At 61.3% G+C, this 11,728-nt stretch carries 9 protein-coding genes, 1 rRNA gene and 3 pseudogenes (1 of these 13 running past the window's edge); 7 read left to right on the top strand and 6 right to left on the bottom strand.

The genetic code is table 11. The annotated features are described in order from the left end of the window. From AC0GNO_RS23300 to AC0GNO_RS23285, 4 genes and pseudogenes are all read left to right on the top strand, one after another. Positions 1–2,462, top strand: a 2,462-nt coding sequence (locus tag AC0GNO_RS23300) for a Tn3-like element IS1071 family transposase (RefSeq protein ID WP_472905698.1), incomplete at its 5' end; no start/stop codon positions are given. Between the two features lie 143 nt (positions 2,463–2,605). After that, positions 2,606–2,845 (top strand): annotated as a pseudogene (locus tag AC0GNO_RS23295) (Tn3 family transposase); the annotation flags it as partial. 99 nt (positions 2,846–2,944) lie between these two features. Then, positions 2,945–3,142 (top strand): hypothetical protein, encoded by a 198-nt coding sequence (locus AC0GNO_RS23290; RefSeq protein ID WP_063570105.1) that lies wholly within the window; start codon positions 2,945–2,947, stop codon positions 3,140–3,142. Positions 3,143–3,634: 492 nt separating this feature from the next. Beyond that, a pseudogene (locus AC0GNO_RS23285) lies at positions 3,635–4,344 on the top strand (IS256 family transposase); the annotation flags it as partial. On the opposite strand, the gene AC0GNO_RS23280 reads toward AC0GNO_RS23285, so the two are convergent. The 5 genes and pseudogenes from AC0GNO_RS23280 to AC0GNO_RS23260 all read right to left on the bottom strand — a co-directional run bounded on the left by AC0GNO_RS23280 (position 4,322) and on the right by AC0GNO_RS23260 (position 9,823). After that, positions 4,322–5,404 (bottom strand): 2Fe-2S iron-sulfur cluster-binding protein, encoded by a 1,083-nt coding sequence (locus AC0GNO_RS23280; protein ID WP_472905697.1) that lies wholly within the window; start codon positions 5,402–5,404, stop codon positions 4,322–4,324. The pseudogene AC0GNO_RS23285 and the gene AC0GNO_RS23280 sit on opposite strands and share 23 nt — an antisense overlap. Continuing rightward, positions 5,401–5,748, bottom strand: a complete 348-nt coding sequence (locus AC0GNO_RS23275) for a glutaredoxin family protein (protein ID WP_472905696.1) — start codon at positions 5,746–5,748, stop codon at positions 5,401–5,403. The genes AC0GNO_RS23280 and AC0GNO_RS23275 overlap by 4 nt, the downstream gene beginning before the upstream one ends. After that, positions 5,738–7,861 (bottom strand): annotated as a pseudogene (locus AC0GNO_RS23270) (copper-translocating P-type ATPase); the annotation flags it as partial. The pseudogene AC0GNO_RS23270 and the gene AC0GNO_RS23275, both read right to left, overlap by 11 nt. A 249-nt stretch (positions 7,862–8,110) precedes the next feature. Further along, the gene (locus AC0GNO_RS23265) at positions 8,111–9,067 is read right to left on the bottom strand and encodes a GlxA family transcriptional regulator (RefSeq protein ID WP_472905695.1); all 957 of its coding nucleotides are present in this window, start codon (positions 9,065–9,067) and stop codon (positions 8,111–8,113) included. 336 nt (positions 9,068–9,403) lie between these two features. Next, the gene (locus tag AC0GNO_RS23260) at positions 9,404–9,823 is read right to left on the bottom strand and encodes a hypothetical protein (protein WP_472905694.1); all 420 of its coding nucleotides are present in this window, start codon (positions 9,821–9,823) and stop codon (positions 9,404–9,406) included. Positions 9,824–9,849: 26 nt separating this feature from the next. Between AC0GNO_RS23260 and AC0GNO_RS23255 the strand changes: the two genes are divergently transcribed. Continuing rightward, complete coding sequence (locus AC0GNO_RS23255; RefSeq protein ID WP_472905693.1) at positions 9,850–10,038, top strand: hypothetical protein; 189 nt, start codon at positions 9,850–9,852, stop codon at positions 10,036–10,038. On the opposite strand, the gene AC0GNO_RS23250 is transcribed toward AC0GNO_RS23255, so the two are convergent. Then, the gene (locus AC0GNO_RS23250; RefSeq protein ID WP_472905692.1) at positions 10,025–10,345 is read right to left on the bottom strand and encodes a transposase; all 321 of its coding nucleotides are present in this window, start codon (positions 10,343–10,345) and stop codon (positions 10,025–10,027) included. The two genes, AC0GNO_RS23255 and AC0GNO_RS23250, sit on opposite strands and share 14 nt — an antisense overlap. 98 nt (positions 10,346–10,443) lie before the next feature. Between AC0GNO_RS23250 and AC0GNO_RS23245 the strand changes: the two genes are divergently transcribed. Then, a complete protein-coding gene (locus AC0GNO_RS23245) occupies positions 10,444–10,827 on the top strand; it encodes a hypothetical protein (protein WP_472905691.1) in 384 nt (127 codons plus the stop codon). A gap of 302 nt (positions 10,828–11,129) precedes the next feature. Next, a 16S ribosomal RNA gene (locus AC0GNO_RS23240) occupies positions 11,130–11,728 on the top strand (it continues 934 nt past the right edge of the window).

The following is an 11,728-nucleotide window of genomic DNA, read 5'->3' as shown; positions in this document are numbered from 1 at the left end:
AGAACAAGCTGGTGATCGTGCACGAGCGGGCAATTCGGACACTGATTGCGGCGGCACTTGCCCAGCTTGAAGTTGAAACAGGCACCGCCATCGCCGCCAGCGTTGATCCAGCAACACTTGATCGCTGGCGAGCCTCAGTTTCAGAGCTGCGCCCAGATGGACAAACCCAGCAGAGTTGGCTATGGGCTGCACCGGCGAAACACTCAACCCGCCAAATCAGCGAGGTACTGGAGCGCATCGACCTGCTTTACACGCTGGACGTTCATAAGCACCTGGCAGACATCCCCGATCTCATCTTGCGCCGCTACGCGCGCCGACTTGTCTCCAGGCCGCCCTCAGCCGGAGCCAAGATCAAAGAGCCAGCGCGCACCGTGGAGGTCGCATGCTTTCTTCGGTATTGCCTGTTCACCACCACAGACCAGTTGATCCTTATGGTGCAGCGCCGGATCGCCGATCTGTGGCGTCAGGCTGCCGCCGATGTCCCCGCTACCGTCAATTGGGCCGCAATGTACAAAACGCTGCTCGGCGAACTTGTTGCCTTGAGCGCGCAAGGTGCGGTGCCAGATGCTGAGTTGCGTGCCCGTCTTGAAGCCTTGATCACCGAAACCCAGAAACGCAAACCACCGAGCAGGGCCTCCCTGGTCCGCGAGGGATTGATTGATGGAATTCGCCCCGTGCGGTCGTTGCTCGTCGCCATTGCAAAGCTGCCCTGGCAGGCCACCGGCGAGCATCCTGCCATCGAGTACCTTGCCAAGCTGCAAGCTTTATATCTCAAAGGATCCAGAAAGCTGCCAGTTGAAGTGGTGGCACCAAGTCTGGGAATGATCTGGCAGGTTTCGATCTCCAGCCCAGACCGGGAACGGGCGTTTCAGGCGTTGGAGGTGGCCACCCTGTTTGCCCTGCGCCGCGCGGTGCGCAATGGCTCGGTCTGGATTGAGCACAGCCTGAGCTTTCGGGGTCGTGCGCGCTTGTTCTTCACGGACGAGCGTTGGCAGGCAGAGTCCAAGAAACACTATGCCCGTCTATCGTTACCCAGCAAGGCTGCCACTTTCTTGAAGCCTTTGCTGGCCAGAGTAACTGCCGGTGTCGATGCGGTGGCCGCTGCAGCCCGCAGTGGCGTACTGCGCGTGGATGATGAACTCCATTTGTCGCCATTGCCCGCAGAGGACGAAGACCCAGAAGTGACCAAGCTGCGCGCGGCTTTGGATCACCGCATCGGTGAGGTTCAATTGCCGGAAGTGATTCTGGCCGTTGACGCCCAGGTGCGCTTTAGCTGGATCATGCTCGGACGTGAGCCGCGCTCTACCGACGAGCTGCTGATGGTCTATGCCGGCATCATGGCCCACGGCACCAGTCTGACTGCGGTCGAATGCGCGCGCATGATTCCGCAATTGTCTGCCACCAGCATTCGCCAGGCCATGCGCTGGGCGCGGGACGAACGGCGTCTGAGCCAGGCCTGCCAGGCTGTGCTGGAATTCATGCAGCGACACCCGATTGCCGCCACCTGGGGGCGGTCCGATTTGGCATCTTCTGACATGATGACCATGGAGACCACCAAACGGGTGTGGCAAGCCCGGCTTGATCCTCGGCGCAACACACCTTCCATTGGAATCTACTCCCATGTAAAAGACCGGTGGGGCATCTTCCATGCGCAGCCCTTTGTGCTCAATGAGCGCCAGGCGGGCGTGGCCATTGAAGGTGTCATCCGCCAAGAAAAGCTGGAGACCAGCCAGCTTGCTGTGGATACCCATGGCTACACCGACTTTGCCATGTCACATGCCCGTTTGCTTGGTTTTGATCTTTGCCCGCGGTTGAAGGAACTCAAACAGCGCCACCTCTTTGTGCCACGCGGCACCAAAGTGCCCGCAGAAATCGCTGCGGTGTGCGAAGCCAATGTCGACGTCGCTTTGATCGAAAAGCATTGGGATAGTCTGGTGCACCTGGCAGCCTCGGTCATGAGCGGACATGCCAGTGCGGTGGCAGCTCTTGCGCGGTTCGGTTCTGCCGCCCAGGGCGATCCAATCTATGAGGCTGGCGTGCAATTGGGGCGGTTGCTGCGTACGGCGTTTTTGGCTGACTACTTTGTCAAGGACGCTTTCAGGAACGAGTTGCGCCGGGTGCTCAATCGGGGCGAGGCTGTTAACGCCCTCAAGCGCGCCATTTATACCGGCCGGATCAGCCCGGCGCAGGCCAAACGTGTCGATGAAATGCAGGCTGTGGCCGATGCGTTGAGCCTGATGGCCAACATCGTGATGGCGTGGAATACCTCACAGATGCAGGCGGTCCTGGATCGCTGGTCGAACCGCCGCCAGGTCATTCCACCGGAACTGATCGGGAAGATTGCGCCCACCAGGCTGGAGAGCATCAACTTGCGGGGTGTGTTTCGCTTCCCGGTTGACCGCTATGCTGACCAAATCCTGCCTTCGCGGCCAAATGCATCGATAACTGGCACCAATGGATGAAACCGACCACGGTTTGACGCCACGAATCGCAGATTTGAAAGTGAACAGGAAAGTCAATGAAATCAACGATCTACCAACACCACCTCCGCGCCAGTGCTAGCTTTTCGTACCGTCACTTATTGCACTGAAAACGAGGAGACCCCTACCGGGCTAGCGGCCTCAATCTGGTAACGGCTGCCGTCGTGTTGTGGAACACGGTCTATCTGGAACGGGCTGCGCACGCGCTGCGTGGCAACGGCCATGCCGTTGATGACGCGCTGTTGCAGTACCTGTCGCCGCTCGGTTGGGAGCACATCAACCTCACCGGCGATTACCTCTGGCGCAGCAGCGCCAAGATCGGCGCGGGCAAGTTCAGGCCGCTACGACCGCTGCAACCGGCTTAGCGTGCTTTATTTTCCGTTTTCTGAGGCGACCCCTTGACTGATCGGCTGGGAGGGAGGTGGATAGACTTCTGGTTTTTAGAACGTCGCTATGGTGTCAGCATGAAACTGAACGAAGAAAACGAACCGTTCTTCATCACCGAGGACATGGCCGCCGAGATGGCTGCTGCCGGCTACGAGTTCAAGCCTCCCGGCCATGCCAGAACGAAGAGCGTCCGCGACCTGTACGGATGGCAGCCTGGGGAGACTCTGGAGCAGGCCATTGCCCGTCAACAGCGAAGGCAGTGTTCATCCTCTTGATCTGAGCATGGCATTATTCATGGCATTAGTTGGTTGCCGTATTGTAAGTCATTGATATTTAACATGGTTTTGTGACTATAGATAATCGAGTGGGAATGACCCAATATCGTCCCAAGGTGTTTCCGAGCATCCCAAGACAACCCGATTTCGCTGTGGGGACAAGGACTTAGCGTCCAACGGCGTCCCATCGAATCCCAGGGCGTCCCAGGCGTTCTGACGGTTGACTTGACGGTAACCGGGCACCTTAGCTGGCAGGCCTGCAGTGATACCGTCAGACCCCATGACGGTATCTCGGTCCTGCGACAAGGAACGGATCGGAGATCTCATGGACACCTCGACGGAACGGGCGCGGATTGGGATGGCGAGCGCGAGGGCGCGCCACGGATTGACGAAAGCCAAACTGCGAGAACTGCAGCCTGGCGAGCGGGCCTACAAGGTCAGCGGCGGAGGCAACGGTCTCTAGGTCGTCGTCTCTCCCGAGGGTGTGCAGAACTGCTGGCCAGCCTGCTGGCCGACCACAAGAAGCCTGAAGACCTGATTGGCGAGAACGGCCTGCTCAAGCTGCTGACCAAGCTGCTGGTGGGGAAAGCCCTGGACGCCGAGCTGACCGAGCACCTGGGCCACGAACGCCATGAAGCCGTGGCCAACGCCAGCGGCAACACCCGCAACGGCAAGAGCAAGATGACCCTCAAGGGCGAGTTCGGCGAACTGCTCATCGAAGTACCCCGCGACCGCCATGGCAGCTTCGAGCCCCAGCTCATCCCCAAGCACCAGACCCGCTGGAACGGCTTCGACGACAAAATCATCTCCCTGTACGCCCGCGGCATGACGGTGCGCGAGATTCAGAGCCACCCGCAGGAGATGTACGGCGCCGAGGTCTCGCCAAGCCTGATTTCATTGTGACGGACGCCGTCAGCGAAGAGGTCAAGGTCTGGCAGGCCCGCCCGCTGGACGCCATCTACCCCATCGTCTACCTGGACTGCATCCACGTGAAGGGGTACGAGGGTGCGGTGCGGATCAAGGCGGTGTACCTGGTCATCGGCATCAACTTGGCCGGCGAGAAGGAGGTGCTGGGCCTGTGGCTGGCGCAGACCGAAGGTGTCAAGTTCTGGCTGCAGGTGGTTACAGAGCTGCGAAACCGGGGCGTGCAGGACATCTTTATCGCCTGTGTTGACGGGCTCAAGGGCTTCCCCGACGCCCTCGTGGGGCTCTTGCAACATTGTCCGAATGACCAGGTGCTTGCTTTCGCGCCGATGATTCTTCGGGCGTAAAGAACACATCCGCATGCAGGTCTTCAGACCGCAGCCCGCGTGCCGTACAGATCTGCATGGCAGCTTCCACCATGGGTGGTGGCCCGGCCACATAGGCTTTCCAGCCATCGAAATCGTGCAAGTCCTTGTTAACCGCATCGGTCACGAAGCCACTGCGCCAGCGCGCATCCAACTGAGCATCGGAGAGGACGGGCGTGAAGGTCAGGTTGGGGTACCGTTGCGCCAGACCTTCGAAATGGTCGACGAGATAGAGATCTCGGGTGTTGCGCGCGCCGAAATAGACATGGATCGGCTGCTTCAGACCGCCGGCAATGGCCGCCTCGACGATCCCTTTGATCGGCGCAAGTCCCGAGCCTCCGGCGATGCACAGGATCGGCCCCGTATGCTGCTCGCGCAAGTAGGAAGAGCCGAACGGACCTTCGACCCACACCGGATCGCCAACCCTCAGCTGCGCGTGGATGTGATGGGTCGCGGCCCCACCTGGCACCCGACGAATGTGGAATTCGAGCTCTCGCTCACCTGGCCTGCTTGCCATCGAATAGTCGCGGGTGGGTGCGCCCGGAAACGTGAGTCGAGCGTATTGGCCCGCAGCAAAGACCAGAGGGACGTCCTCGTCAATAGCGAGCTGGATGCGCTTGATGTCGTGTGTAGCGTCCTCTATCGTCGTCACACGAAAGCTCAGACGGCGGCGCGGATGGGACGGAGTTTCCTCTGCACCGTCCAACCACGCTACGCTCGCATCCGTTGTGGGGATCGCGCGGCAGGCGAGGATCAGCCCCTGCGCCTTCTCCTCGGCCGACAGAGCGAAACGGCTGTGATCGAGAAGGTCTGCTTCACCGCTGATGAGGCGGGACTTGCAGGCCCCGCACCGGCCGGAGCGGCAACCATGCGGATAGGCAATGCCGTCGGCGAGCGCCGCTTCCAGGATCGTGACGCCCTGCGGCACGGCGATGACGCGTCCCGCCTGGCGAATATCGACATGCTTCGTCATGGCGCGCGCTTTCGTGTGGTGAGGGACAGACCGAGTGCCTCAGACAGGCCCGGCCTTTGCGACGGGAACGTGCCGTAGAAGACCTGTTCTCCGACCAGGGTGATGGGTGCAACGCGCACACCGGTGCGCGCCTTTGCTTCCGCCATGATCGTGGGGGAGGTGAGGTCGCGTTCTTCGAACGTGATCCCTTCTCTCTCCAGCCACGCCTTCAGCATCCGGCAGTCCGGGCAGGTCGGTGTCGTGTAAATGATGACGTTCGGATGAGTTGCGCTGACCATGAGGGCTTCCTTCATCTTGTTGGGGTGATAGGCCAGGCGTTGCTTCGGCACGGGATCAATGCCCATGTGCCAGGCGTGGCGTGGGCGATGCCGACTCAGTGCGGGCTTCTACCGTCATGGGCGCCCTGAAGCGCTTGAGCCGCAGCGCGTTGCCGAGCACGAAGACGCTCGAGAGGGCCATCGCAGCCGCGGCGAAGATTGGCGAAAGCAACATGCCGTTCAACGGGTAGAGCGCGCCGGCCGCGACCGGAATCAGCACGGCGTTGTAGGCGAAGGCCCAGAAAAGGTTCTGCTTGATGTTGCGGATCGTCTCCTTGCTGAGAGCGATGGCATTCGGCACGCCACGCAGGTCTCCCGACATCAGCACCACGTCAGCCGCCTCGATCGCCACATCGGTTCCGGTGCCGATGGCGAGCCCAACATCCGCTTCTGCGAGCGCAGGGGCGTCATTGATGCCGTCGCCCACGAAGGCGACCCGCGCGCCATGGATCCGGAACTTCTTCAGTGCCGCGACCTTCCCGTCGGGCAAGACCTCAGCCGCGACTTCATCGATGCCGAGCTGCTTGGCGATCGCGGCAGCCGTGGCTGCGTTGTCGCCGGTGATCATCGCGACCTTGAGTCCGAGGGCGTGCAGCGCCCTGATGGCTTCGGGCGTCGTTTCCCTGATCGGATCAGCGACCGCGATCACCGCCGCCAGGCGGCCGTCGATGGCGGCGTAAAGCGGGCTCTTGCCTTGCTCGCCGAGACGCTGGGCGGTTGTCAGGAAGCTCGACACATCAAGGCCGAGCTGCGTCATGAACCGGTCAGCGCCAACCGCGATGGTCCGACCGGCGACCTTGGCCGACACGCCATAACCCGGTGTCGCGTCGAAGTCCTCGATGGGTGCGAGCGTGATGTTCCGCTGCTTTGCGGCTGCGACGATCGCTTCGGCGATCGGGTGCTCGGAGCGGGTCTCCACCGCGGCGACGAGTGCGAGCACCTCGTTGTACTCGAATCCCTTGGCGGGGACGAGGTCCGTCAGTTCGGGGCGTCCTTTGGTCAGCGTGCCCGTCTTGTCGAGCGCGATGACGCTCACATCGCGCAGCGCCTGCAAGGCTTCGCCCTTGCGAAAGAGAACGCCGAGCTCGGCCGCGCGGCCCGTGCCCACCATGATCGAAGTCGGCGTGGCCAGCCCCATGGCACAGGGGCAGGCGATGATGAGCACCGCGACCGCATTGACGAGGGCGAAGGTCAGCGCCGGATCAGGGCCGAAGATCAGCCAGACCAGGAAGGTCAGCGTGGCCGCAGCCATCACCGCCGGGACAAACCACATGGTCACCTTGTCCACCAGCGCCTGGATCGGCAGCTTGGAGCCCTGCGCTTCTTCGACGAGGCGGATGATCTGTGCGAGCACCGTGTTGGCGCCGACTTTGGTGACGCGGAAACTGAAAGCGCCCGTCTTGTTGATGGTGCCGCCGACAACTTCGGCGCCCACCCCCTTCGAAACGGGCACCGGCTCGCCGGTGATCATGCTTTCGTCAACATAGGATGCGCCTTCGACGACCTCGCCATCGACTGGAATCTTCTCGCCCGGACGAACGAGAACGACGTCACCGGCCTTCACCTCATCGAGCGGAATCTCGACAGCGGTGCCGTTGCGCTTGACCCGCGCGGTCTTCGCCTGAAGTCCGACCAGCCGCTTGATCGCCTGCGAGGTCCGCCCCTTGGCACGCGCCTCCAGCAGGCGTCCCAGCAGGATCAGGGTCACGATGACCGCAGCGGCTTCGAAATAGACATTGGCGGTGCCCTCAGGCAGTACCTCAGGGATGAAAGTTGCGACGAGCGAATAGCCATACGCCGCTGCCGTGCCGACTGAAACCAGCGAGTTCATGTCGGGGGCGCCGCGCAGCAAAGCCGGAACACCCTTCTGGAAGAAGCGCAGGCCCGGACCGAACAGCACGAGGGTGGCGAGCGCGAACTGCAGGTACCAGCTCGTCTGCTGACCCAGAACCCCCATCACCCAATGGTGCATGGCGGGAATGAGGTGGGAGCCCATCTCCAGGATGAAAACTGGCAAGGTGAGGGTGGCCGCTATGAACAGCGAGCGCCGCAATGCCCGCGCCTCGCTTTCACGGCGCTCGGTCTCCTGATCGCCCGTCTGCGCTGTTGCAACGGACACGCGGCGCGCTTGGTAACCCGCCTACCTCACAGACTGCAAGGCCGTGCAAGGTGGCCCGCAACGCCTGGCGCCTGAGGGATGCCCACCGTGAGGGTGGGCGTGCACCGCGCGGTGCTCGGCATGGGTGTCGGATCTCATGGCGGGGGCTCCCCCATCGAATGCGGTTGGGCAGATGTGCCAAACCGTCCATGCCATGGTCACCAATCGCGCCGAGCCGTGGGCGACAACTGTCCGACACTTTGCGCCAAGCCACCAGCTGGCGTGTTGTCCCTACGTCCGGTGCGATATGCCCGTTGTGGGGTGCGCTCCAGTGATCTCGCTGGGCGTGGTGTCAACCACACGCAGAAACGAGCGCCGCATCGAGTCGGCGCTGCCGAAACCACACTTGGCGGCCACCGACTTCACGCCCACCCCTGACGCCTCGAGCAGGCTGCGCGCCACTTCGACTCGGACACGCTCGACGAAGCGCGCCGGCGTTGTGCCCTTCTCGCTGCGAAAAACGCGCGTGAACTGGCGCGCGCTCATGTGCACGTTGGCGGCCATGCGTTCGACACTGATGTCCTCAGCGAGGTGCTCGAAGATCCAGTTCTCCAGGTCGTCGAACGGCTTGATCGAGCTGGACTGCAGCGCGAGCAGCTTGCTGATCTGCGAGTAGCTCGCGGTCCGCCGTACGAAAAGCACGAGCCACTGCGCGATTGCGAAAGCCTTGCGTGGGCCGAAATCCTCCTCGACGAACAGCAATGCCAGGTCGATGCCGGTGGTGATGCCGGCGGAGGTGTAGATGTGGCCGTCCTTCACGAAGATCGAACTGCGCACGAGCTCGACGCCCGGGTAGCGCTCCGCCAGGTGGTCGCACCACTGCCAGTGCGTGACCACGCGCCGGCCCTCCAGCGCGCCCGACGCGGCGAGGACGAACGTGCCGAGGCAGCTCGCTCCGACGCGACGCGCCTGCAACGACATCTCTTTCAGCCAGCTCAGATAGGCCTGGTCGTAGCGGCCCGAGGGGGCCTCGGGTCCGCCCACCACCCAGAGGGTGTCGATGGGACGATCAAACGTGCGGAAGTCGGTGCCGCCGGTGACTCGCAGCCCCCGGTTGATAGCGGTTGAGCCATCACGCTCAGGCGATACCAGTTCGATCTCGTAGTCGCACTGGGCGAACACTTCCAGTGGACCTGCAAGGTCCTGCACCTCGAACGGTGGTACACCGGTGAGTACGATTCTGCGCATTGTGGGCCATTGTGTCCGAAAGCGTCGGCACGATGTCGGTTTTGGTCGGATGGGTTTGCACGTAGCGCAGGTGAGCTCCTTGGGCCGCACTCCAGGCGAGTGATTGCCCAGCGTTCGACAGACCGAAACGGTGCCATTCACGGTATGAGGTCGAATGCAAGAGGCCACTGGAACTGATCGGCCTTGTTTGAGGCATTTCGGTGAGGCTGGTACCAGCGGCTGGTTCGGAATTCGTCGCGCAGGCGGCCCTGCCCGCTGTGAGTTGAACGTTCCTAGGGCACTTAGAAACGTCTCAACGACCGCACCAGAAAATCCAGCGCTTTCCCGACCGCCGTGTCAAGCCGCGAGGCCGGGAGCGCGTGTTTTCATTTGGAAAGAGCCTGCAGTGTTTTCTTCCTCAACCGGGAGGAACTGCAGAACACCGAACAGAATTTCAATTGCAGTGAAGGCGAGCACGATAACGCCGGCGCCATTCAGGACAGCATTGATTTGCCAGGCTGCGAACAGGAATCGCGCCACACCATCCAGGCGGCCCAGGCGCACGCTCGGGGACAGGATTCGAGCCAGGGACCACACGACCACGACCGATCCAAGCAGGTTGCCGAACAGCGTGCTCGTCGCGTCCAAGGGGTGCATGGTGCCTGGCAGGTCGAGCGCTTGCGAGATGGACGTCAACGTACCGTAGAGCAGCGCAAACGTCCAGGGCGTGGCAAAGGGCCAAGTGACGACCAGGTCGTACCAGGCGCTGGCTTTCATGATGGTGAGGAATCGGGCTTGTTTCAGTGGGCAACAAGCTGCCGGCCGTCTGGAGCGCGGCGGAGCCAGGCCCTGCGATTGTGCAGATGCTCGCCGAGAAGCTCCAGGAGATCGACGCGCGCATCGACGGGCTGCGCGCCCTGCGCGAGCAGCTCGCAGTTCGGGTAGCGTTGGAGTGTCCGCTCATGAACGGAACGCCCGTTAAGGTCGACTGACGATCAAAGGTCCTCTCCCAACCTCGGCACCACCAGCGCCCACTGCTTTGCGTTGGATGCAACGCATGCCATGAAGCCGGATTAGCTGCAGCCTCGGCCGCGGTACCAGAGCCGCCAACCGCTGCATGTACTGCAGCGGGCTCATGATCAGTTGCGCGGTGCCATCGCGCCACGGCTTCTCGCGCTTCAGTTTCACTTGGCCTGCGTCGTTAAGCCGAAGCCGCCCGAAGTTCAGCGCCGGCCGGGTGATGTAGCGGCACAGTTGCTCCCGCCGTTTGCGGTCGTGTGCGCTTCTCTTTCCCCGCAATCAGCACGCCCGGCCGCCGTACCTGGCTGAGTTCCGTCAGCAGATGGCCAAGCTCGTTCGAGCTGTCCGAGTTCAAACCCGCCAGCGCAGACAGCCTGATGCAGGCCTTCTTTGACAAACTGCTGGACACCGCAGCGCCCATGGTCCTGAGCGTGGCTTACGACCACGTCTGCAAGATGGCGATGCACACTGTGCTCAGTCGATGCACGGGCATCGCAGTGCACGTCTTCGATCCATTCCGTCCGTGGCAACGCGACTCTATCGAGAACACCAACGGGATGGTGCGCCAGTACTTGCCCAAGGGCACCGTCCTCCCGGGCAACCGCCAGGAGCAGATCGAAACCATTGCCGATCAGATCAACAGCCGGCCCATAAGAGGTCTGGGCGGACGAGCCCGCTGCCGGTCTATCGGGAGCCGCTCCGCAGTAGTCCGCTACACTTCACCCCCTCGTTCAACGCGCCTCAGGGTGTTACAGGCTTGAATCCGCAGTGACAGTTCCCGTGGAAACATGGTGGACGTTAAAAATTTAGCCTGTCTTCCAGTTGCGGCAAAAATCGTTGTACAATCGTGGGCTCAGCTGATCGCAGCTAAGCAAGCAGACGGAAGCAGCAAGTGCTGTGGAGGTTTTGCAGGATCATTAAAAACATACAGCCGATAAGCGTGGGCGTTTGAAGGCGATTGCGAAAACGGACTCGAAAGAGTCCAAGTCGCAAGACTTTAAACGCTCATGAGAATAGAAGTGAAGTTCACTTCAATTCCGTTTTTATGAGTAAATTCAAGATCGAACTAAAGAGTTTGATCCTGGCTCAGATTGAACGCTGGCGGCATGCTTTACACATGCAAGTCGAACGGTAACAGGCCGCAAGGTGCTGACGAGTGGCGAACGGGTGAGTAATGCATCGGAACGTGCCCAGTCGTGGGGGATAACGCAGCGAAAGCTGTGCTAATACCGCATACGATCTATGGATGAAAGCGGGGGACCGAAAGGCCTCGCGCGATTGGAGCGGCCGATGTCAGATTAGCTAGTTGGTGGGGTAAAGGCCCACCAAGGCGACGATCTGTAGCTGGTCTGAGAGGACGACCAGCCACACTGGAACTGAGACACGGTCCAGACTCCTACGGGAGGCAGCAGTGGGGAATTTTGGACAATGGGCGCAAGCCTGATCCAGCAATGCCGCGTGCAGGAAGAAGGCCTTCGGGTTGTAAACTGCTTTTGTACGGAACGAAACGGTCTGGGTTAATACCTCGGGCTAATGACGGTACCGTAAGAATAAGCACCGGCTAACTACGTGCCAGCAGCCGCGGTAATACGTAGGGTGCAAGCGTTAATCGGAATTACTGGGCGTAAAGCGTGCGCAGGCGGTTTTGTAAGACAGTCGTGA

It is taken from the genome of Hydrogenophaga sp. L310 (assembly GCF_055703065.1).
This window is presented reverse-complemented; position numbering and strand designations above follow the sequence as displayed.